This is a genomic window from Ligilactobacillus agilis, assembly GCF_025311475.1.
GTDB classification, from domain to species: Bacteria; Bacillota; Bacilli; order Lactobacillales; family Lactobacillaceae; genus Ligilactobacillus; species Ligilactobacillus agilis.
Genome location: NZ_CP104397.1, coordinates 652,889 through 674,926 on the forward strand (window position 1 = coordinate 652,889; position 22,038 = coordinate 674,926).

Here is a 22,038-nt window from a genome sequence, read left to right on the forward strand (position 1 = left end):
TTAATGATGGCATTTACAGCTGAAGAACTAATTAAAATTAGACGACAACTACACCAAATTCCAGAAATTGGGATGGAAGAATTTGAAACTTCCGCTAAGTTAATGGCAATCATCAAGTCATTGCCACAAACTTTTTTGGAAATTAAGACTTGGAAGACCGCAATCTTAGTTCATGTTCAAGGAAAGAATCCTAGCAAGACGATTGGCTATCGGACTGATATTGATGGGCTACCAGTGACAGAACAAACCGGCTTGCCATACGCTTCCAAACACGCAGGCCGAATGCACGCGTGTGGTCATGACATCCACATGACGGTGGCGCTTGGGATTTTAAGCCACTTTGCGGAGGTTCAACCAGAATGTAACCTAACTTTTCTTTTCCAACCATCCGAAGAAATTTTAAGTGGTGGTAAGCAGGTTTATGAAAGTGGGGTCATGGATGAATGGATGCCTGATGAAATCTATGCCTTTCACGATAACCCCCAATTACCTGCGGGGACAATCGGTTGTCGGTTGGGCACCTTGTTTGCAGGCACTTGTGAAATTCATGCCACTTTTACCGGCAAGAGTGGTCATGCTGCTTACCCACACATGGCTAATGATATGGTTGTTGCTGGGGCACAATTTGTCAACCAAATTCAGACAATCGTTAGCCGCAATGTTGATCCAATTCAAGCCGGGGTGGTGACTCTCGGCCACTTTGAAGCTGGGACAACTGGTAACGTGATAGCTGGTAAGTGCCAAATTGATGGGACGATTAGGGCGCTGACCCAAGTAAATAATCGCTTGATTCAAAAGCGAGTAGAAGCAATTGCCAAGGGGGTTGCCCAAGCCTTTGACTGCCAATTGGATTTGAAATTAGAACAAGGTGGCTATTATCCGGTTGAAAATAATGACCAGACGACTAAGGCTTTTATCGACTTTATGCAAGCCAACCCAGAGGTCGACTTTGTGGAAACCCAACCGGCTATGACCGGGGAAGATTTTGGCTTTTTACTCTCTAAAATTCCGGGAACCATGTTTTGGCTAGGGGTGGATAGTCCTTACTCACTTCATTCTGAATACTTGGCTCCTAAGGAAGAGGCAATTTTTGCAGGGGTAAAGGCAATGGTGGCTTACATTGAACACCGCCAAACCGAAGTTTTTGCGGCCAAATACTAGGCTATAAAAAATCTGACCCATCCTCATTGTGGGGATGGGTCAGGTTTTTTATTTACCGGCTAAGTTTAAGGGGCTAGTGGGAATTACAAAGCCATTGCTTCTTAACACTTCTAGATAGCGCTCTAAAAAGGCACTTTGAATTGCAAACTGGGCGCCATTTTTAGTATAAATGGCAATTCTTAAGACCATGCGCCCGTTGCCGCTGTCAAAGGTGCCTAAAATGTTAGGACCACTGGTAATGTCAGGGTAGTTAGGCTTTAATTCCTCATTCACCTTGGTTACTAAGGCAATCATTTCCTTAATTTCTTTTTTAGGATCAAGTCCAATTTCAATTAAAGCCCGCATATCGTTACGCGAGAGGTTACTGATGATGGTAATGCTACGGTTAGGAATAAAGTTCAAAGTACCGTCATAGCCTAAGATCTGGGTAGTTCTTAGCCCCACTGAGTGAACGGTACCTTCGATGGTTCCAATCTTAACGCTATCTCCGACCGCTAGTTGTTGTTCTAGGAGAATAAAAGCCCCAGTAATTACGTCGCTGACGAATCCTTGGGCCCCTAAACCTAAGGCAACTGATAAAATTCCAGCCCCGGCTAGGAGGGTTCCGACAGGGACACCTAGAATTGATAGGATTGCGTAGAGATAAAAGAAGAGAATCGTATAGTGGAAAATATTGCGGGTCAACGAATAGACCGTTTCGATACGATTGCTAGCCAGGTTTTGGACAAAACGGGTGTGTCTAAAACTTCGTTTAATAATGCTTTTGCCAATGAGGTTAAGCAAGATGAAGAGTAACGAAACTAGCAGTAGCGCGATGGTAGTAGAGACGACTTTTCCAATAATAGCGTCCCAATCAATATTAGCAACATACCGAGAAAGAATGTTGGTTTGCTTACTAACTTGTTTACTAACGTCGCTAGTTACTCCGGCTGTTAAGAGAATAGTATTAAGTTGCACAAATGACACCTGCCTAAAAATAATCTTAATTCTAATGATAGCAAATCTAAGGGCGAGAAGAAACATTAAGAATTTGAGAAACTAACTGGCTGCAATTTGAAGTTTTAGGGTAAGAATGATATCCTAAAATAGGTAAATAAAATGCGGAAAGTGGGAAAAAGTATGGTTTTAACATTTGGACAATTAGCAGGTTTAATTGCTGCAGGAGCATTTTTAATACTAGTAATCGCCTTATGCTTTGTGCTCAAAGGTTTAATTAAGACCCTGGAAGAAACAACTAAAAGCATTGGGGCGGTGACCGAGGATATTAACGGCATCTCTAAAGAGTTGGAACAGTTAGTAAATAAAACTAATACTTTGATGGATGATGTTAATCAAAAAAGTGCCAAGCTAGATCCACTTTTTGAAACAATGGCAGAATTAAGCGAATCTGTTTCAGATTTAAATGCTGCTAGCCGGAATGTGGCTGAAAGGGTAAGTGGTTCGGCTAAGGCTGCGACCCAGGCTTCAATGGCTTTTAGACTAGGAAAGCAAGCACTTAAGTTTTATAATAAACATAAGAAGAATCCGACAGACTAGAAGTGGAGGTAATTGATGATGAAGAAAACTTTCTTACTAGGTTTAGGTGCGGTTGCAGGTGCATCTTTTTTACTTTCTAAAAAGGTTACGGAAGAACAACGTGAAAAGATTGCCCTAAAACTGGATGAAGCATTGCTAGATGGACGAGAAAAAGCGCTCAAGTACGATCGCTATTTGCGCGACTTCTTACAAGCTAACAGCTTAGATTTTGCTCCTTTAAAAGATAAGGTTTTGGCCAAGACTGATGCTTTAAAGGAAAATGAGAAAATGACGGACGCAATTACTTCTTTGAAGCAAGCAACTACTGAATTGCGCGAACATTTAAGAGCTGCTAAGGAAGAGTTAGCAGAGGAAGACTTAGCAGAGGATATGCAAGACGACATCATAATCGATGGTCGTTCAGCTTTTGGAGAAGCTAAAGATGTTGCTGATTTTGAAAGCGAGCACCCAACCGAGGTCTTTTATCCTAAAAAGAGTACTGAAGTAACAGACTAAGTGAATTAAAAAGAGCACGTTTACTGATTGCAGTAAGCGTGCTTCTTTTTTAAAAGAGGGCATCCTCTTGTTTTTGGCGGAGGCTTTTAAAGGTCTCCACCATCAAGACAGTATCTTCTACCAATTTATCCAGTCTGAAGATAATATCATGGTTGATAATTTCATTCCGGTAGAGATCTTGGCCTTCTACAAACACAATCTCAGGTAAAACCTGGGCTTTCATGTAGGATAGAATTGGCTTTAATTGCATTTCAGCTACTAGGTAGTGTTTAGGAGAGCCGGCTGTAATGACTAGGGAGACAACTTTATCCCTAAGGGCTTTTTCAGGTAGGAGGTCAAAAATATTTTTGACGGAGCCGGGGATAGCAGCTTGAAAAATAGGACTGCCAATAATTAAAGCGTCTGCGGCCATAATCTTAGTGGTAACTTCTAGGGTGTCGCCACTGTACTCTAAGTAGTTACGACCGTCACTAAATTGGATATCTTTTTTAGCGAGCTCGATTAGCTCAAAGTCAATTTCACTAAAATCAGTGGCCATTTTTTTTGGCGACGTAGTTCATGACCGTTAAAGTTTTTTTACCAACGACTGAACCAGCAAGGGCTACAATTTTCATTAATTTAGGGCGGGATACCAGTGGTTTTAACCACTGGAGGGATAGCCCTCACTTTAGATTCGTTAGAATCTACTTTTTACCCTTTCGCCTCCTTATGATGTGTATTTACCGAACAAAAGTGCTATAATTATTAGTGAAGAAAGTGAGGTGAACCTAATGGAAACACAAGTTACTGTTAAAGTAAAATTAAATCTTGCCAATGCAGATATTGCTTCGAGTTTTACTAACACGATGGAGCAATATCGCTTGGCTTGTAATTACGTTTCTGATTACATTTTTAATCATGATTTTGATATGAAACAAAGCCAATTAAACAAAGTTTTGTATACTAATTTACGTAGTCTATTTATGCTTAAATCGCAAATGGCTCAATCTGTAATTAGAACCGTAATTACCCGTTATAAAACAGTTAAAACTCAAATGATACGTAACCCTTATAAGTACCAAGATATTAATACTGGTGAATGGTATCGTGAAACGCGAGATTTAACCTGGTTACAAAAACCAATCGCCTTTAACCGACCTCAAGTAGATTTACAACGTAATCGCGATTGGTCCTATTTGAGTAGCGGTCAGTTATCGATTAACACCCTTGATGGTCGGGTTAAAGTTAACCCGATTTGTCACGGCTTTGACCAATACTTTGATGGCACTTGGAGCTTTGGTTTAGCCAAGTTACTTAAAACTGGTGGTAAGTGGTATTTACACATTTCAGCTACTAAAACGGTGGCTGATTTTGATAACCAAACTGTAAAGCACGTAGTTGGTATTGACCGTGGTTTACGCTTTTTAGCTACTACTTATGACGAACAAGGTCAAACTGCCTTTTTTGACGGCAAGGCTGTGATGCGTAAACGGGCTAAATATCAAAAGTTACGGGCTAAATTACAAGCTAAAGGCACTAAGTCAGCTAAACGGCGTTTAAAGAAATTATCCGGACGAGAGAACCGTTGGATGACCGATGCTAATCATCGGCTGTCTAAGACACTGGTCCAAAAAGTTGGTGCTAACACCTTATTTGTCTTAGAAGATTTAACAGGTGTTTCTTTTGAACGCACTGATTTACCTAAAGCTTTACGTAATCAAAATAAATCTTGGGCTTTTTACCAATTAGCACAATTCTTGACTTACAAAGCTCACTTAAATAATAGTGAAGTGATTGAAGTTTCGGCTAAGTATACTTCCCAACGTTGTCCTAAATGCGGAACGATTAAAAAAACTAACCGGAATCACGATTTACATGAATATCACTGCTCTAATTGTGGTTATCGCTCTAATGATGACCGCTTAGGCGCAATGAATATCCAATTATTGGGTACGCAATATATTAGTGGGCAAGAACAACCTAAATTTGAATTAACAACTAACGCGTAAACGTGTTAGTTAAGTGGGTGCTGTCAACCACCCAATGATGTAGTCACGCATAGTGTGGGAGCAATCAATTGCGTTATGACCACTGACCGTAAGGTCGTGAACTACAAGCCTCTCACTTTAGTGAGGGGTAGTTGACTTTAATCACTTCCTCGTATATTTCTTGATGGCAGGTAGGATGTCCTTACCAATAATTTCAATATTTTTCATAACTTTTTCAAAGGGAAGACCACCAAAATCAATTTGAGCCATGTAACGTTGGTGTCCAAATTGTTCATATTGGTAGAGAATTTTTTCAATAATGGCTTGGGGACTACCGATAGCCATTACATCTTGAATTTTAGCTCCGTTAGCAAATAGGCGCTTGTTAAAGCCGGTTCCATTAGCGAGGGTAATGCCCTTATCAACGTAAGGGTAAAATTCGCGTAAGGCGGTCTTGGTGTCTGCGGCCGCGTAGAAAAGTCCGGTGGTAGCAACCGGAAAATCGGTTGGTTGATAACCACTAAGGCGCAAGCTTTGGCGGTAAGCATCAACGGAGCGTTTAAAGATGGCAACAGGTCCGCCTAACATTGCGATGGCCATAGGCACGCCCTGCATCCCTGCTTTAATGGCGCTTTCTGCCGGCCCACCGACTGCCCGCCAGATAGGGAGTTTGTCGTTTAACGGGCGTGGTAGAATTTCTGCATCATGGAGTGGTGCGCGAAAATTACCTTTCCAAGTAACCTTCTTTTCTTGATTTATCTTTAGTAATAATTCAAATTTTTCTTCAAACAATTCTTCGTAATCACTAACGTTGTAGCCTAACAGTTCAAATAAGCCTAAACGCGAGGCCCGGCCACCGATAATCTCGGCCCGTCCGTTAGATAAAAGGTCGATGGTTGCAAAGTTCTCATAGATTCTTACCGGATCTGAAGTTGACACGATAGTAGCAGCTGAACCAAGCTTAATTTTAGAGGTAGCTTGAGCGACTGCCCCTAATAAAACGGCATGAGCTTGGCCCACAAAATATTGTTGGTGACTTTCGCCGATACTAAAAAAATCAAGGCCAGCGTCTTCTGCCAACTTGGCTTCTTGGATAATTTGATTAACCCTTTCTTTAGCTGAAACCCGCTCGCCGGTGAGCGCATCAGGCATGTGATCACCTAGAGAATAAAGGCCAAATTCCAGTCCAGTTTTGGGGTTAATACGATAGTCAGTCATGGACATGCTAATCCCTCATTTCTTTTACTTACTTTTTGTAAGTATTATACCAAATGATTTGTGTTTGTAAAGGGAAAAATAAAATAACCTCAAATTAGCATTGGCTTGCTAGTTTGAGGTTATTTCAATAATGCTTAATTGAATTATTTAACGGGTAGGGTAATTAAGTCCTTAGGATAGTGGGTAAACGGTTCTACCCCGGTATCGGTAACGTAAACGCAGTCTTCAATTCTAACTCCGGCTACGCCTGGGATATAGATACCTGGTTCGATGGAGAAGCACATACCAGGTTCTAATTCCATATTATTTCCTTCCATAATTGATGGAAATTCGTGGTCACTTTGGCCCATTCCGTGACCAAGTCGGTGGATAAAGTATTGACCATAGCCAGCTTTGTCAATCACATCGCGGGCAATTTTATCCAGCTGGGCGGCGGTCATCCCTGGTTTAGCAGCAGCTTGGGCGGTCAATTGAGCTTCTAAGCAAACATCGTAGATTTCTTTTGACTTAGCATCAATTTGACCAAAGGCTACAGTTCTTGAAGCATCGGATACAAAGCCCTTATAGACGGTCCCAAGGTCGAATAAACAAAGTTCGTTAGGACGAATCTTGTCTGCCTTAGGGGCGCCGTGTGGGTCAGCAGCGTTAGCGCCACTTTGAACGATGGTATCAAAACTCATGTGGAGGATACCTTTTTTCTTCAAGGCATATTCAATTTCGGCCACAATATCTTGTTCTGTCTTATCTTGGGCTAAGGCATTGAAGCCCACTTCAAAAGCAAAGTCAGCCCATTTACCAGCGACTTTTAATAATTCGATGTCTGCTGGGGTCTTGTAGAGTTTTTCGTGTTCGATTAAAGGACTGATATTGCCTGTAAAATCGGCGCTAGGGAATTGTTGTTTGAAAGCCTCGTAACGTTCAACAGTTAAGTTACCCTTTTCAATTGCCCACTTAACTGGATTACCAGCGGTTTGAAGAATGTGGTCCTTGATTAAAGCAAAAGGATTTTCATGGTCGAGGTAACCATAGACAGGATATTTCCAGCCCACTTCTTTTACAGCTTCGACCTCTAAGGCAGGTGCAAAAATGAAAGGATCTTTATCAGGGAAGATAAAGAGGGCTAACACCCGTTCAATGGGGTCACTGCCGAAACCTGTAAAGTATTGGATGTTCTTGTAATCGCTGACGTAAGCAATATCATAGTCGTTTTCAGCCAGCCATTGTTGGACCTTAGTTAAATGTGACATGAGGGTCACTCCTTTTATGTAAGTTTTACTAACTACCTCATTATAGCACACTAGCATTAGGCCCGTTAATTTTTGAAAAGCTAGCCGAATTTTTTGAAAATAATTATGAAAACTTGGCTTGAAACGCTTGCATTTTATGGTGAACTTTGATAAATTAAATAAGGCATTATGAAAGAAGTTATGAAAAATAAATTTTGGAGGAAAGCTAACATGGAAAAGCAAACCATCACTATTTATGATGTTGCGCATGAAGCAGGCGTTTCAATGGCAACTGTTTCTCGGGTTGTTAACGGTAACCCTAACGTTAAGCCCGCTACAAGAAAAAAGGTTTTGGAAGTAATCGATCGCTTAGACTACCGGCCTAATGCAGTCGCACGGGGATTAGCAAGTAAAAAGACAACTACTGTTGGGGTAATTATTCCCGATGTGACTAACGTTTACTTCTCATCATTAGCTCGCGGGATTGATGATGTGGCTGCAATGTACAAGTACAACATTATCTTAGCCAACTCAGACGGTAATCCTAAAAAAGAAATTCAAGTGTTGAACACTTTATTGGCTAAGCAAGTTGACGGTATTATCTTTATGGGTAATAACATTACTGATGATTTACGCGCTCAGTTTGAACGTTCTAAGACGCCAATTGTTTTAGCGGGTTCTGTGGACCCTAAAGAAGAAGTTGAAAGTGTACACATTGATTATGTGGCGGCCGTCGAAGAAGCTGTTTCTGACTTGATTAATCATGGTAACAAGCGGGTGGCCTTCATTTCTGGACCACTTTCAGACCCAATCAATGGTCAATACAGACTTAAAGGTTACAAGAACGTTTTAGCTAAGCATGGGATTGAATATGATCCAGAATTAGTCTTTGAAACAGACTATAGCTATCGGTCTGGCGAAATTTTATGGCCTGCGATGGTAGCTGCTAAAGCAACAGCCGCTTTTGTAGGTGACGATGAATTGGCTGCCGGGGTTATCAACGGTGCCCAAGATGCTGGGGTTAAGGTTCCAGATGAATTTGAAGTTATTACCAGCAACAACTCTAAGTTGACTGAAATCATTCGGCCACAAATGTCTTCCATCACCCAACCACTTTACGATATTGGGGCGGTGGCAATGCGTTTCTTGACTAAGATGATGAACAAGGAAACGGTTGAAGAAAAGACGATTGAATTACCATATGGCTTTATCAAGCGCTCTTCAACTAAATAAGCATAGCTAAGGTTAGATTATGGATTGAAAGTTTTTTAAGGCTTTCAATCCATATTTTTTTGTCCAAGCTAATAAATTGTTTCAAAAAGCAAGTAGTCTAATGTGAAATATTCTTATATGGAATATTTTTTGGGTAGAAAATATTGTTATAACAAGCATAAGTTTAATGACACTTGTGAATTTAAGAGTTATAATAAAGTTGCATTTAGGTTAGAATCATTCTAAAGGGGGTGACTAGCTTCTATTTGGAGGCTAGATAATCATGAAGAAACCAAAAGTTTGTATTTTTTCTACTTGCTTAGTTGATTTACTCTTTCCTAAAGTTGGGATTGCGATGGTCGAAGTGCTAGAACGCCTAGGTTGTGAAACCGTCTTACCGGAGAAACAAATATGTTGTGGACAACCAACTTATAACAGTGGCTACTCTAAAGCAAGTATAAAAACCTTTAAAAATGAAATTGATGCCTTGTTAAGTATCGACGCCGATTATATTGTGGGCCCTTCAGGTTCCTGCGTCTTTATGATTAAAGAGTACAAGGATATCTTTAAAGACGATCCAGAATATGGACCTAAGGCCGCAGAAATTGATAGTAAAATTTATGAATTTACCCAATTTATCTACCGGGTATTAGGCATTTTGGATTGCGGGGCGCAATTAGATGCTAAGGTAACGGTTCACCGTTCTTGTCACATGACTCGGTTAATTGGAGAGAGAACCGCGCCCTTTGTCCTATTAGACCACGTTAAGGACCTCAAACGGATTCCTTTAAAAAATGTGCAACTATGTTGTGGATTTGGGGGAACTTTCTCCGCCAAAAGGCCAGAATTGTCTGTAGAAATGGTTGACGAAAAGGTAAAAAATATCATGGATACCGATGCCGAAATTTTAATTGGAACCGAAGAATCCTGCTTGATGAATATCGCTGGCCGGATGAATCGCTTGGGGCATCAAATTAAGGCTATGCATATTGCCGAGGTTTTGAACCACAACGTCGATCCAAGTAGAATTAAGTATATCTCAGATACTGACCACGTTGTGGTTCCAGCTAATGGAGAAGGGGTGTTTTAAATGGGAATTTCAACAAGCAATAAGCCTTACCTAGAAAGAATTGCGGACGCTAAGAGCGATAAGTTCATGCAAGCTGCTGTTGCTAAGGCCCAAGATGCCCAATTCATTAAGCGGACAAAAGCGCGGCGTGAGATGGGGAACTGGAACGAATGGCGCGATTTAGCAGAACAAATTCGCCAACACGTTTTAAAGTATTTACCAGATTACCTGGAAGAATTTGCGGGTAACGTTGAAAAACAAGGGGGTCACGTCTTTTTTGCCCAAACCGAAAAGGAAGCGCGTGACTTTATTAAGGAGCTAGTAATTAAAAAGCAAGCTCATAACGTTGTTAAGTCTAAGTCAATGGTGACAACTGAAATTGATTTAGATAAGACCTTGCAAGACATCGAGGGAGTCAATGTTTTGGAAAGTGACTTGGCTGAGTTTATCCTCCAAGAAGATAATTGGGATGAACCAACGCACATTGTTTTTCCAACCTTGCATAAAAATCGTGATCAAGTTCAAGCCGAATTTAAAAAATTAGGTTACACCGGTGATAACGACCCACAACATGAAGCCCGGTTTGTTAGGGGCTATTTGCGAGACTACTTCATGAAAGCCGACTTCGGTATTACGGGCTGTAACTTTGCGGTTGCGGATAAGGGGATTATTAATCTAGATACTAACGAAGGAAATGCGGATTTAACCATGGCTTTACCTAAGACACAGGTGGTCGTAATGGGGATGGAACGCATTGTTCCTTCTATGAAGGAAGCCGAAGTTTTAGATAATATGCTTGCCCGTTCAGCTGTAGGTCAGAAGTTAACGACTTACTGTACTTTTTCTGGTAAACAAGTTGCCGGTGAAGTCGATGGTCCGGAAGACTTTTGGGTAGTTATTTTAGATAATGGGCGCTCTAACGCTTTAGGCACGGAATTTGAGCCAATTTTACAATGTATCCGTTGCGGTGCTTGCATGAATGTTTGCCCCGTTTACCGACATATTGGGGGAAAAGGTTATGGCTCGATTTACCCTGGGCCTTTAGGCAAGGTGTTATCACCAATTTTGGGTGGTTATGACCAATTTGAAGACCTGCCTTACGCTTGTTCCTTGTGTGCTGCTTGCAGCGAGACCTGCCCAGTAAAGATTCCGTTACACAATTTGATTAGAAAACACCGGATTGTTGAGATGGATGACAAACACTTAGATCATAGTATGACTAACTTAATCATGAAGGTGATTGGAACGGGGACGGGCTCACCATTCTTATTCCAATCTGCTTTAAAGATGGAGCACTTTGGGTTGGGGATGTTTGGTAAGGCCCAAGATGAAAAAGATGTCAGTGGGACTATCTATGAGAATGGTAAAATTAAGCATTTACCTAAGGTAGCGCCTAAGTTAGTTAAGGGTTGGTCTGATATTCGTGATATTCCAGTACCACCTAAAAATAAGGACAATTTCCGCAACTGGTATAAGAAGCACCAACCAGTTGAAGTAGCAATTAGGGTTAAGCAAAAGGGAGATGAAAGTGATGACTAATTTATTAAGCCAAGCTAATAGCAAAGAAAATCGTGAAGCTTTTTTAGATAGGATTGCGAAAAAAGCTGGGCGGCCTCGTCATCAGGTTAAAGCTTTCACTCCGTTAAATGATCTCCCCGAACAAGTTTTAGCAGGTAAAAGTGGAGTAGAATTGCTAACAATCGCTAAAGAAAACGCCGAGGAAGTTAATGCTAAGGTAGTTGTGAAAAAGCGGGCTGAATTGGAAGACTTTCTGAAGGATTATGCCCAAGAAATTGGGGCTAAACGGCTCTTGCTACCGGGGGTTACACCGGCTAAATGGCAAGAATATCAGCTAGACCACTGGGCAAAGGCAACCGGGATTGAGCAAACAGATTGTTGGTCCACCGAGTTGAGTCGAATGGAAAATGAACAACTAGCTAATCAAGCTGATTTAGCGGTCGGCTTTGCGGATTACTTAATTGCTAACACAGGCACAATCACCGTGGTTGTTAGTCCTGAACAGGGACGGGGCTTTAATTTCTTACCAGAACATTATTTGGCCTTGGTTCCTAAGAGTGGCTTAGTTGCTTCAACTAGGCAGGCGGTCACTAAGTATGAACAACGCTTGGCAGCGGGGAGCTTAAAAACATCAGCGATTAACTTTATCTCTGGTCCCTCAAATTCCGGTGACATTGAAATGGAACTGGTAGTAGGGGTACACGGACCATTGGATTGTACCTACTTAGTGGTAGAAGACTTATAATACTAGTAATTAACCTAGCACCTTAGTTTTTAGGGGCTAGGTTTTTTTAGTTTAGTCAAAGATAACTTGTTAGACTTACCTAGCGACTTTTGGCTATAATTGGATTCTAGGTAGGTGACATGATGAATATTCAGAAATTTGTTGCACAAAGGAAAAAATTAGGACTAACACAAGTAACTTTATGTCAAGGAATCTGTACTCAAGCGACCTTAAGCAAATTTGAAAGGGGGAGCCAACTCCCCTCTCTGGCTATTTTGACCCAACTGTGTGCTAGGCTAGGCCTGGGGTTAGATGACCTAGATGACAGCGAAATATTGACTTTAAGGACAATCAAGGCTAGGCTAGCAGAGATTGAAGAAAACCTAATGGTTGAAGATTTCCCTAAAGTTAAGCAACTTTTAAAAAAGATTGATGTTAGCCAAATAAAGACTAAGGAAGAAGTACTACGTTACTATCTCTTAGAGGGAATGACTAACGTGTTAACTAACCAACCTTTGGGACGGGTAACAGCTTCCTTTAACCCAATTTTAAAGGCGTTAGACACTAAAAATTTGAGTCTGTACGTTTATTTGGCTTATTTGGGTGAAGGAATTTTTTATATGCGCCACGATGCTTCTAGGCAGGCGCACTTCTTTTTTCATAAGGTTGAGCGCTTCTTTAATAAGTTACCTAAAAAATTAGGGGACGAGTTGACCTACGCGTACCTAACGATGGCTTACTTTTTAGCGGAATACCATTCATTAATGGCCGACTTTGAGGAAAGTAACCACTTGATCAAATTGGCTTTAGCTAAGTGTGCTAGTAGCCATAGAACCTACTATTTGCCCCGCTTAAAACTATTAGAAGCAGAAAATAATTTAAACTTGAAAAAAGATAGCCAAGTGATTTTAGAAGCGTTAGAAGATGCCCGCGCCTTTGCTCGCCTAAACAATAATAATGCGGTCCAACTTCAGGTGGCAGCCTTGCTTCGTAGCTATCAGCGGCTAGTTTTGGATTAAAGATTATGTCATAATGTTTATGAGGTGAAAGAAGATGACGTGGATACCAGTCTTAGTTTTATGTTTGCTGGTAATAGTAAGTTTTAACCGAATTTATTTTTTTAAAAAGTGGACGAGTTGGCAAAAAATAACTTTATACTCAGCGCTAGTTTACAGTATCACGGTGGTGTGGCTAACTTTTTATCCAGCTGGGATGGCCTTTTTTGCTGGTAGCTATAAACCAATTAAATATTTTGGTAACGTAGCTTACAACCTCGTGGCACTTAAATATTTTGACGGGGGGTTTGTAGAAAATGTCTTGATGACCGTCCCCGCGGGAGTATACTTGCGACTAGCCAAGCCCAAGTTAAGTTCAGTCCAATTAATTGGCTGGGCATTACTACCTGGCTTAGCGATTGAATGCTGTCAGTTTATAAGTGATATGGCGGTCAATCTTCAGCGCGTAGTTGACATCGATGATCTGTGTGCCAACACATTAGGGGTATTACTAGGTTTTGTGCTCTTACAATTACTGGAACGTACCAGCCTAAAAAAACTAATTATTAAATTGTCTTTAGCTAATTAAGGATTGCATGAGCGTCATTAATTTGTTATTATGAAAGTTGGCATGATAGCCAAATTTGAAATAATCGGAAAGAGGTATTAGAAATGTCAGGACATTCAAAATGGCATAACATCCAAGGCCGCAAAAACGCCCAAGATGCAAAACGTGGAAAAATTTTCCAAAAAATATCACGAGAAATCTATATGGCTGCAAAGAGTGGTGGTCCTGACCCAGACTCTAACCCACAATTGCGCTTAATGATGGATAAGGCTCGTGCTGCCAACATGCCTAAAGATAACATTAAACGGGCACTAGACAAAGCTACTGGTGCCGGTGGTGAAAACTACGAAGAAATTACTTACGAAGGTTACGGTCCTGGTGGGGTAGCTATCTTAGTTCACACTTTAACAGATAACCGCAACCGGACTGCTTCTGCTGTACGGACAGACTTCAACCGTAATGGCGGTGCCTTAGGTGAAACAGGTTCTGTTAGCTTTATGTTTGACCGTAAGGGTTACATTGCGATTGCACGCGAAGAATTAGACGTTGACGAAGATCAAATGTTTGAAGATATCTTAGAAGCAGGGGCTGAAGATATGCAAGCTTCAGATGATGTTTTTGAAATCTATACAGATCCTAAGTCATTTGCAGAAGTACGTGACGCCTTAGAAAAGAAATATGATTTAGCAACCGCTGAATTAACAATGATTCCCCAAAATACAGTTCCAGTTCCGGAAGATAAAGTGGAACAATTACAACGTTTAATTGATCGGCTTGAAGATGAAGACGACGTATCAGAAGTCTTTACTGCCGCTGAATTTCCAGAAGATTAATTAATTATTTAAGCACTAAGGAGAGTTTATTTTGCTCTGCTTGGTGCTTTTTAGTTTAATGAAAGAAAGATAATTTCCTTTTAATTATCTTTTTTTATAGAACACCCCCAAAGTAAGGCTTTTTGGCGGCTGCCTTGCTTTGGGGGTCTCTTTTAGGGTCTCTAACTGCCTAAGTTTACATACTTAGCGAACTCATCCCCTAAGCGGTCTTGTTTTTCTTTGGTTACATGGGTGTAAATGTTTAGCGTTGTATTAATATCAGAATGCCCCAACCGTGCTTGTACTTGCTTAACGTCAACACCGGACGCAAATAATAGGCTTGCATGGGTATGCCTGAAGCCGTGTAATGTAATTGTTGCCAAGTTGGCTTTAGTTGCAATTTTTAAGCTATGTTTTCTAATGTTATCATTTCGCAAATAGCTATTTTTGCGATTGCTAAAAATTAATTGGTCGTTGCCTAGGGTGTTAATGCCTAGCTTTAGAAAGTCTTTTCTTTGCCTTAGTTGCCATTCTTTAAGCGTGCTTACTGTTTCATCATCTAAGCTTATAACCCTAGTCCCCGCCTTGCTTTTAGGTGTTTGTATGGTTTGCTTGTTTTCCACAACGGCTAATGTTTTATTTATTGTTAGTTCATTAGTTTTAAAATTCAAGTCTTGCCATGTTAAAGCTATAAGCTCCCCGGTACGAATACCAGAATAAGCGAGCAACCGGAACAAGGTGTAATATTTCAAGCTTAACGGTTTGGCCGTGCTTAGAAACTTAGCTAACTCTTTGCGATCATAGAAATTAGGGTGTTTATTTAAATCTGGTATGCTTGCTTGTTGCTTGGGCCTAATAACGTATTGCATTGGGTTATTATCCCTAATGCCTAACCTGATAGCATAATCTAGCACCCGCTTTACAATGCTATTAATTTGGCCAACAATGACAGGCGCATAATTATAAATTTCGTTGGTAAAGGCTTGGCATTGTTGCAAGGTGATTTTATTTACAAGCATCCCCCCAAAGTAAGGCATTATATAATTTTTAGCCTTAATTTTAGTCATTGCATAAGTTGAGGGCTTAACTGTTGTCTTGTATAGTTGCATCCAATCATTTAGCAGCTCCCCAAATTTAACCCGTTTAGTCGGCCTGGTTAGCTCCCCGACACTGTTTAGGTATTCTAGCTTTAGCAGCTCTTTTTTTGCGTCCTTAGTGCTTGTAAACCCTGTTCTTTTGATATACCGCTTTTTACCTGTTAACTCATCTATACCCGCATAATATCTAAATTTATAACGCACTTCATTTTTAGCATTACTATATTTAATTATCTTAGTCATTTTTCTTTCAGTCCTTCACTGTTTATTGATCATTACCCCGCTTATATAAACTTAGATAGGACATGTATTTTTTAGATATGTACGGCCTGGAGCTTGGTAAATCTTGGTATTTTTTAGGGATGCACTACTAAAATAAACCTTAGCAAAACTTAGTATTTGGCCAAGGGTGTAAAGCTTTTCGACATTTTTGTCGAAAAGTCTTGAGCGCCCTAGTTATGAACATTTTTGTACTAAACCGGGTTAGAGTTTTGGGGGTTTAGCGATTTGAAATGCCTAAACCCTTTAAGCACTGAACGGAATTTTACGCTGAGTTAATTTTTAAAGTGCTAAGCTGAATTTTCAGCCGAGTTAATACCGGATAAAGTCAGTTTTAAAGCCGTTTAAGGTTAGCATTTGTTAACATTTTGGCCCGGCTTTGGGTTGGCCAAGTTAAAATAATTTGAGGTTTTAGGATTTTAAACCCGTTAACCTACTAGCCGTGTTTGGCTGATAGGTACAGGCCTAGCGTTTCGTTTACTGTTTCAATTAGGGCCGTTGGGATGCCAAAACTAGCCATAAAATTAACCATGTTTGTTACTGGTATATCGTTGCTATTAGCATAATCTAACAACAGCTTAACCGCCCCAACGTTGGCAACCTTTTCTATCTTGGAATGACTGGAAAAGCTAGCATGATAGAAAGCTAGATCATAGCTAGAGCCGTTTAGAACGTGCGCTATTTCGTGCGCAAACTGTAAAGGCAACTCTTTGCCATTGTGGAAATTCATGTTTAAGACAATGCACCGGGCTTTCAGGCTAGCGCTAGAGGGTGTAAAGGCGCTTAGACGATTTTCAAAAATAACCCGGATGCCATTCTTAGCACAAATATTTTTCAAGTATGCCATTAAATCACTATCCATTTAACAAGCATCCCCTTTATAAATCGTTACGGGTACTATTCATAAGCCGTTGTATTAGCTTTAAATCTTCTGGAGGTATTGGCTTACCTTCATAGGTTAAAATAACGTCATCGTTTTTCAGGTCTACCACGTTGGCGCCCTTGTCTTTGCCCTTGCTTGGGCTTGCATCCCTACCAAGTAAATAATCAGTGCTGACATTGAAATAATTTGCGACTTTTTCCAGTTTATCGCTAGGGGCTTTTACGTCCCACTTGTTAATAGCGCCGTTGCTAAAGCCTAATTGCTTTTCTAATTCTCTAATTGAAACACCTTTAAGCCTAGCTAATTCTTTTATTCTCTGGTATATAGTCATATCTACCGCCCTACTTTCATTCTAATTAAGAAAAATAAGCTATACTTTTTGTTGACATGTAGAAAAATAGGCTATATATTATTAGTGTAGTCGGTCAAACTACTATATTTTTTTACATGCTATACAATTTATAGCTATTCTTTTTACTTACATTGTAGAATAATACGCTACATTTTACAATATATAGCTAAAATTTTTAGAGGAGTGAAGAAAAATGTTATACACACGCATTAGGCAACTAGCAACTAAGCAAGGTTATTCAGTGCGCAAGATTGAAAGTATTTTGGGCTTTAGTAATGGGACTTTGAGAGCTTGGGGACAGAAGAACAATGCACCGGCTAGGAAATTAAAGCGAGTTGCTGACTTGTTGGGCGTAACTGTTGACGAGCTTTTAAAAGATTAAGGGGGCTTAGGGATGCAAAAAGTTTATAAAAAGATTTATAAATATTCCGGGCTTGTTTGCTTGGGGAGTCTAACCGCCTTGGATAACTTTTATTTAAGGCTTGCGCTTATGGTTGCGACAATCATTTTATTTAATTTAACGCTCAACAGCGAGGAGGGTTAAACCATGAACATAGTTAAGAACATAGGCATTTTTATATTAGGCTTTAGCTTTTCTAGAAATGATACAGCCGGCCTATTTTTAGCTTTTATAGGCTTGGCATTAATAGGCCTTTGGCATGCTTTCCAACCTGATTACAGAGAGCAAGAACAAGGCAACACGGCCAAATAACAAGCATCCCTAAAACCTAACAAAACTTAACTTTTGGGATGGATTACCCCGCTTATATAAATTTAGATTGGAGGCTTTAACCATGATGAAACTAACACCACCCCAACCAGAGCAAGCACCACAAGCGCAACAAGTAACACCCGTAGCGGTTTATTTGACTGATGAACAATTTAACAAGTTTCTTAATGGGATGCTTGCAACTTTGAACACTGAATTAATTAAGGCCGTTGTAAAAGAGGAGATTAAGCAAGAAAAAGCGTGCGCCCCTTACGTAAATAAAACCGACTTTTCTAAATGGTCGGGCTACTCACAAAGTGCAATAAAGAAATTCATTAAAAACGGCTTACCAGTTGCGCAAGTTGGGACTATTAAAGCAATCGGCAAAGAAACATTTAAGCAATTCATGAAAGAACATGAACAGCTATTAGAGGAGGTTTAAAGCATGGATACTTTTGACGCAGCGGACAAAATAGCTTATTACGCAACAGAACTAAATAACATTACAAGTTTAATGGGCATTAACTTAGCTAATTCAGATATTAGCAAAGGCAACGAACTAGAAAGAATTACATTCTTAACAGAATACACGCACCAAATAGCAAACGAATTAGACGCATTAAGCAAGGACATTATAAACGATATTAGGAGTATTAAGCATGAGTAACAAGCTAACAGACAAGCAAAAGCAAATACTAGCATTAATACCGCGTGGAATTAATGCACCGATTAAGGCCAAAGAGATAGCAGCTAAAACGGGTTTAGACGTGCGAACAATCAGAGAAAACATTTCTAATCTGATTATATACCAAGGCTTTAAAATCGGAGCTATACGGACGGGGAGGGAGCAAGGCTATTTCATCGCAACGACTAAGCAAGAAATAGAAATAGCGGTTAGGCCCTTACAAGCACAAATTAACAACATGAACAAGCGTATAACAGCATTAAAAAAATAAGGACAACAAAAAACCACTTACAAGGTTAGCCGCCGCCGTAAGTGGTAAAGAAAAAGAGTCTAGATAAAAAGCATATAGTAACACTTTTTCTTGATTATAACATATAAAAACGGAGGTTTTAAGCATGATAAACATTACTAGCAAGGTTGCGAGCATTTTATTTAGTTTAGAGGAGATGGAAAAGCTTTATAAGCAAATAAAAAAACTTGGGGGCGTAGTGGATGAGTTAACCGCTGAACTGGAGCAGGAAGAAGAAACAACGAAATTTTACAGACTTAAGGGCCGTTACACGCTAGAATGCTTTAAATCTGAGATGAAAAAACACGGCGTAAAATCAAGCAAAATAAAGGGGGTTAATACTTTAATTTGTGATGGTGTAACGTTGGTCGGGCCTTGGTCGTTTATTGCAAAAATACGTTATAGGGACAATCTAGCAAGCAAATATAACACCTTACTAGACAAACACAAGGCGTATTATAGGCAGATTATTCAGGCATTAAAAGAGTTAGAAAACATTACGCCTAACGATTTGGTTTATAGTCGGTTAACGGTCCCCGAGTGGATAGACATAAACGAGTTTACCAAAAAAGCCCGTGCGCTGGTAGCTGAACACTAGCGAAATATAAAACCAGTTTAGGAGGTGAACCCATGCTATACACTCAACGAGGCCTTAAAACTAACGTAATGACACCCTACCCCAAGGGGTTGGCCTACTTGTTAGATCATTACCAGCCCGAAAGAATTACCCTAGGGGATGGCTTAAACAAATACAAGGCAAATTGTATTTATTACGCCTTTGCTGGAGAACTAAAGAACAGCATCCGAAAAAATGCCAATGTAGTAAATAGAACGGCGGTAGCTATTGACTTAGATTTTATTGCTGAAGGACTAGACGACTTCACATTATACGATAGCTTAAAACTCAATTTAAATTTTAGCTGGTGGTTATACCCGACTATTTCAAACGGATTTAAGGGCTTAAGATACAGGCTAATTATACCGCTAGCAACGCCAATTAATAGCGAAGATGATTATAAAACGCTAGTAACGTTAGTTAGTTACGCTTTAAAAGAAAAAGGCATTTTAACCAGGGTGGACCCTAGTAATAAGACTTGGGCCCAACTCTTTGGGCTCCCCGTTGCTAACCAACATTACCCGGCTAGTTTGGACTTAGTGAGATCTAAACCCGGGGAACTTTTCCCAAGCGACGGGGAGACGTTGGCAACATTCAAAGACTTTCTAAAAACAGAGGGAATAAAAGCAAGCTCAAGTTATAGCCCGAGCGTTGGCCGAATAAGCAGCAAGAAAAAGACGTATACCGCTAAGCTGCTAACCGACTTTATCCAGGGAATAACCGAAGGCAATCGAAATAATAAAATGCTGGAGCTAGCGAGCTACTTAATTTGCATAGGCTTAGACAACAGCAACAACATTTATAATTTCTTGCAAGTCATGAATGCTAATTACATTACTCCCCCTTTGGATAATAAGGAACTAACCAGCATTTTAAAAAGTGCTATCAAGTTAACAAGGAGGACTAACACGGATGGTTAAAGTTGATATAAAAAAACTACCTAAGGAAACACAACAAAAATTAAATGAACTGATGCCAAGGGTTGAGAGTAAAGAAATAATTCTAGAGCAGCTAAAGAAAAAGCATCCCAAACGGTACGGAACTAACCCGGGCTTATATGAGAAACTAGCCGAAGAGGAGAACGCCCGCCAAGAAAGAATTTTACAAAACAGCGCCAAAACCGCCCGAACCCCTGAAACAATGCAAGAATTAGAACAAATTCTAAAAGCCGAGGGGGAACTTTGGAGGGATGAACACGCCAAAATAAACGATAACACGGGGGAAATAAAAGCGCCCCAAGTACCAGCTAGAATAATAGCCGATATTTTAGAAAAGCATCTAAATTTAACCCTGGTGGGTGGTAGTTCTAAAGAGATAGACAAAGCCATCCCTTATTTTTACGATCTAGACGAAGGAATTTATATTAGTTTAGCGCGGCCTTTAGAAAAGCTATGCTTAGCGGTAGAACGTCGGGCCAATTCTAAGGAGCGGCGCGAAGCTATCGAGTATGTAAGGCTAGAAGCCCCCAGAAATGAGCTAACCACCGACAAAACTAAAATAGTTTGCAACAATGGCATTTACAATACAAAAACAAGGCAGCTAGAACCGTTTAGCCCTAAATATTTTTTTACGGCCAAGATTAAGACTAACTACAACCCGGACGCAAAAGAGCCGGTTATAAATGGCTGGAGCGTGAGGGGATGGCTTCACGAAATAGCCGGGGACGATGAAACTAAACTAAAATTATTATGGCAACTAATCGCAAGCACGATTAACAGTAATTACTTACAGCCTTACGCATTTTTCTTAATTGACGACGGACGCGGCCGAACCGGTAAGGGTACATTTCAAGAGTTTCTAATGGCTTTAGTTGGCCCTGGTAACTATGCAAGCTTGAAATTAATTGAGTTTGAAAATGATTTTAAGCTTGCTCAAGCAATCGGTACCGCCCTAATCATCGGGGACGATAACAACCCGAACGAGTTTCACGAAGACAACAGCAAATTTAAAAGCATGGTAACCGGGGACATTGTTCTAATTAATCCTAAAGGCTTACCACCATACACGGCCAAAAGTCACGCCCTAATAGTTCAGTCAATGAACGGTAGGCCCAAGCTGCTAGACACTACCGGGGGAAATCTAAGACGATTTAAAATTATAAAGTTCTTGCACCAGTACGAAGATACACCCGAGGGGCGCCGGGTCAAAGATGACTATATAAAGCGCCGTGAAGTGCTTGAATGGACGTTAAAAGAAGCCGTTAAGGTAGATATAGAAAACCTAGTAGACACAAGCGAAAGTGTTTCAGAGGTGGAAAAAATACGCACTGAAAACGATCCAATAGCCTACTTCATAGAAAATTATTTCACTGAACTAAAAAGCGCCCGCATCCCAATAGCATTTTTATTTAAGTTCTTTCAAGCAACGCAGAAATACGAAACAGGCCGAACGGGAACAACCACGCAAAGAGGATTTACAAGAAAACTAACTAAGTGCTTGCCTGCTGGTTGGGGGTACGATCGCAAAAATATGTATGTAGGTGATTGCTGGAACAGCGAGGATTTAGAAACTTTGAAAAAGTATTCTAGCCCTATTGCTTACGAGTACAAGAGAACGGAAAAAAGAAGTAAAGATTACCAGCCGATTGTTTATAAAATATGATTTACCGACAAAAAACCGACATTATT

At 40.2% G+C, this 22,038-nt stretch carries 26 protein-coding genes and 1 pseudogene; 20 read left to right on the top strand and 7 right to left on the bottom strand.

What is annotated here, in order from left to right; genetic code table 11:
• Window positions 1-6 precede the first annotated feature (6 nt).
• Entirely contained in the window at window positions 7-1,161 is a 1,155-nt protein-coding gene (locus N4597_RS03140; protein ID WP_056976246.1) for an N-acetyldiaminopimelate deacetylase, read from the top strand.
• Window positions 1,162-1,209: 48 nt separating this feature from the next.
• On the opposite strand, the gene N4597_RS03145 is transcribed toward N4597_RS03140, so the two are convergent.
• A complete protein-coding gene (locus N4597_RS03145; protein ID WP_056976248.1) occupies window positions 1,210-2,118 on the bottom strand; it encodes a mechanosensitive ion channel family protein in 909 nt (302 codons plus the stop codon).
• Between the two features lie 162 nt (window positions 2,119-2,280).
• Between N4597_RS03145 and N4597_RS03150 the strand changes: the two genes are divergently transcribed.
• Together N4597_RS03150 and N4597_RS03155 are read left to right on the top strand one after the other, a co-directional pair.
• On the top strand, window positions 2,281-2,697 hold the full coding sequence (locus tag N4597_RS03150) for a DUF948 domain-containing protein (protein WP_050610812.1): 417 nt from the start codon (window positions 2,281-2,283) through the stop codon (window positions 2,695-2,697).
• 15 nt (window positions 2,698-2,712) lie between these two features.
• The gene (locus N4597_RS03155; RefSeq protein ID WP_225363587.1) at window positions 2,713-3,192 is read left to right on the top strand and encodes a hypothetical protein; all 480 of its coding nucleotides are present in this window, start codon (window positions 2,713-2,715) and stop codon (window positions 3,190-3,192) included.
• 49 nt (window positions 3,193-3,241) lie between these two features.
• Here the strand turns inward: N4597_RS03155 and N4597_RS03160 are convergent.
• Window positions 3,242-3,806 (bottom strand): annotated as a pseudogene (locus N4597_RS03160) (NADPH-dependent FMN reductase).
• A gap of 156 nt (window positions 3,807-3,962) precedes the next feature.
• Between N4597_RS03160 and N4597_RS03165 the strand changes: the two are divergent.
• Complete coding sequence (locus tag N4597_RS03165; protein WP_260904575.1) at window positions 3,963-5,180, top strand: transposase; 1,218 nt, start codon at window positions 3,963-3,965, stop codon at window positions 5,178-5,180.
• 141 nt (window positions 5,181-5,321) lie between these two features.
• Here N4597_RS03165 and N4597_RS03170 read toward each other — a convergent pair whose 3' ends face one another.
• Both N4597_RS03170 and N4597_RS03175 read right to left on the bottom strand, forming a co-directional pair.
• Window positions 5,322-6,383, bottom strand: coding sequence for an LLM class flavin-dependent oxidoreductase (locus N4597_RS03170; RefSeq protein WP_260904576.1), 1,062 nt, complete (start codon window positions 6,381-6,383; stop codon window positions 5,322-5,324).
• Window positions 6,384-6,520: 137 nt separating this feature from the next.
• Entirely contained in the window at window positions 6,521-7,624 is a 1,104-nt protein-coding gene (locus N4597_RS03175; RefSeq protein WP_050610764.1) for a M24 family metallopeptidase, read from the bottom strand.
• Between the two features lie 210 nt (window positions 7,625-7,834).
• Between N4597_RS03175 and ccpA the strand changes: the two genes are divergently transcribed.
• The 7 genes from ccpA to N4597_RS03210 all read left to right on the top strand — a co-directional run bounded on the left by ccpA (window position 7,835) and on the right by N4597_RS03210 (window position 14,522).
• Window positions 7,835-8,836 (top strand): catabolite control protein A, encoded by a 1,002-nt coding sequence (gene ccpA, locus N4597_RS03180; RefSeq protein WP_050610763.1) that lies wholly within the window; start codon window positions 7,835-7,837, stop codon window positions 8,834-8,836.
• 262 nt (window positions 8,837-9,098) lie between these two features.
• Window positions 9,099-9,905, top strand: coding sequence for a (Fe-S)-binding protein (locus N4597_RS03185; RefSeq protein ID WP_089144478.1), 807 nt, complete (start codon window positions 9,099-9,101; stop codon window positions 9,903-9,905).
• Window positions 9,906-11,423, top strand: coding sequence for a LutB/LldF family L-lactate oxidation iron-sulfur protein (locus N4597_RS03190; RefSeq protein WP_050610761.1), 1,518 nt, complete (start codon window positions 9,906-9,908; stop codon window positions 11,421-11,423).
• The gene (locus N4597_RS03195; RefSeq protein ID WP_172577140.1) at window positions 11,416-12,147 is read left to right on the top strand and encodes a LutC/YkgG family protein; all 732 of its coding nucleotides are present in this window, start codon (window positions 11,416-11,418) and stop codon (window positions 12,145-12,147) included. Before N4597_RS03190 ends, N4597_RS03195 begins: the two co-directional genes overlap by 8 nt.
• Window positions 12,148-12,269: 122 nt before the next feature.
• Complete coding sequence (locus tag N4597_RS03200; RefSeq protein WP_094128099.1) at window positions 12,270-13,145, top strand: helix-turn-helix domain-containing protein; 876 nt, start codon at window positions 12,270-12,272, stop codon at window positions 13,143-13,145.
• Window positions 13,146-13,179: 34 nt separating this feature from the next.
• Complete coding sequence (locus N4597_RS03205) at window positions 13,180-13,710, top strand: VanZ family protein (protein ID WP_167589677.1); 531 nt, start codon at window positions 13,180-13,182, stop codon at window positions 13,708-13,710.
• A gap of 83 nt (window positions 13,711-13,793) precedes the next feature.
• The gene (locus tag N4597_RS03210) at window positions 13,794-14,522 is read left to right on the top strand and encodes a YebC/PmpR family DNA-binding transcriptional regulator (protein ID WP_050610757.1); all 729 of its coding nucleotides are present in this window, start codon (window positions 13,794-13,796) and stop codon (window positions 14,520-14,522) included.
• Window positions 14,523-14,683: 161 nt separating this feature from the next.
• On the opposite strand, the gene N4597_RS03215 is transcribed toward N4597_RS03210, so the two are convergent.
• The 3 genes from N4597_RS03215 to N4597_RS03225 all read right to left on the bottom strand — a co-directional run bounded on the left by N4597_RS03215 (window position 14,684) and on the right by N4597_RS03225 (window position 17,091).
• Window positions 14,684-15,841: a site-specific integrase gene (locus N4597_RS03215; protein ID WP_260904584.1), complete on the bottom strand. Its 1,158-nt coding sequence runs from the start codon at window positions 15,839-15,841 to the stop codon at window positions 14,684-14,686.
• Between the two features lie 472 nt (window positions 15,842-16,313).
• The gene (locus N4597_RS03220; protein ID WP_260904586.1) at window positions 16,314-16,739 is read right to left on the bottom strand and encodes an ImmA/IrrE family metallo-endopeptidase; all 426 of its coding nucleotides are present in this window, start codon (window positions 16,737-16,739) and stop codon (window positions 16,314-16,316) included.
• Window positions 16,740-16,755: 16 nt separating this feature from the next.
• Complete coding sequence (locus tag N4597_RS03225; RefSeq protein WP_260904588.1) at window positions 16,756-17,091, bottom strand: helix-turn-helix domain-containing protein; 336 nt, start codon at window positions 17,089-17,091, stop codon at window positions 16,756-16,758.
• Between the two features lie 214 nt (window positions 17,092-17,305).
• Here N4597_RS03225 and N4597_RS03230 point away from each other — a divergent pair, with 214 nt between their 5' ends.
• The 9 genes from N4597_RS03230 to N4597_RS03270 all read left to right on the top strand — a co-directional run bounded on the left by N4597_RS03230 (window position 17,306) and on the right by N4597_RS03270 (window position 22,012).
• Window positions 17,306-17,494, top strand: coding sequence for a helix-turn-helix domain-containing protein (locus tag N4597_RS03230; protein ID WP_170092231.1), 189 nt, complete (start codon window positions 17,306-17,308; stop codon window positions 17,492-17,494).
• A 12-nt stretch (window positions 17,495-17,506) separates the two neighbouring features.
• On the top strand, window positions 17,507-17,656 hold the full coding sequence (locus N4597_RS03235) for a hypothetical protein (protein ID WP_260904591.1): 150 nt from the start codon (window positions 17,507-17,509) through the stop codon (window positions 17,654-17,656).
• A 3-nt stretch (window positions 17,657-17,659) separates the two neighbouring features.
• On the top strand, window positions 17,660-17,824 hold the full coding sequence (locus tag N4597_RS03240) for a hypothetical protein (protein ID WP_204783747.1): 165 nt from the start codon (window positions 17,660-17,662) through the stop codon (window positions 17,822-17,824).
• 82 nt (window positions 17,825-17,906) lie between these two features.
• Window positions 17,907-18,263: a hypothetical protein gene (locus N4597_RS03245; protein ID WP_260904595.1), complete on the top strand. Its 357-nt coding sequence runs from the start codon at window positions 17,907-17,909 to the stop codon at window positions 18,261-18,263.
• A 3-nt stretch (window positions 18,264-18,266) separates the two neighbouring features.
• Window positions 18,267-18,488, top strand: a complete 222-nt coding sequence (locus N4597_RS03250) for a hypothetical protein (protein ID WP_260904597.1) — start codon at window positions 18,267-18,269, stop codon at window positions 18,486-18,488.
• Window positions 18,481-18,777 carry a hypothetical protein gene (locus tag N4597_RS03255; protein WP_260904600.1) on the top strand — a complete coding sequence of 99 codons (297 nt, stop codon included), beginning with the start codon at window positions 18,481-18,483 and terminating at the stop codon, window positions 18,775-18,777. The genes N4597_RS03250 and N4597_RS03255 overlap by 8 nt, the downstream gene beginning before the upstream one ends.
• Window positions 18,778-18,901: 124 nt before the next feature.
• Window positions 18,902-19,393, top strand: coding sequence for a hypothetical protein (locus N4597_RS03260; protein ID WP_260904603.1), 492 nt, complete (start codon window positions 18,902-18,904; stop codon window positions 19,391-19,393).
• 32 nt (window positions 19,394-19,425) lie between these two features.
• Window positions 19,426-20,331 carry a primase alpha helix C-terminal domain-containing protein gene (locus N4597_RS03265; RefSeq protein WP_260904605.1) on the top strand — a complete coding sequence of 302 codons (906 nt, stop codon included), beginning with the start codon at window positions 19,426-19,428 and terminating at the stop codon, window positions 20,329-20,331.
• Complete coding sequence (locus N4597_RS03270; protein ID WP_260904607.1) at window positions 20,324-22,012, top strand: phage/plasmid primase, P4 family; 1,689 nt, start codon at window positions 20,324-20,326, stop codon at window positions 22,010-22,012. Before N4597_RS03265 ends, N4597_RS03270 begins: the two co-directional genes overlap by 8 nt.
• Window positions 22,013-22,038: the final 26 nt, after the last annotated feature.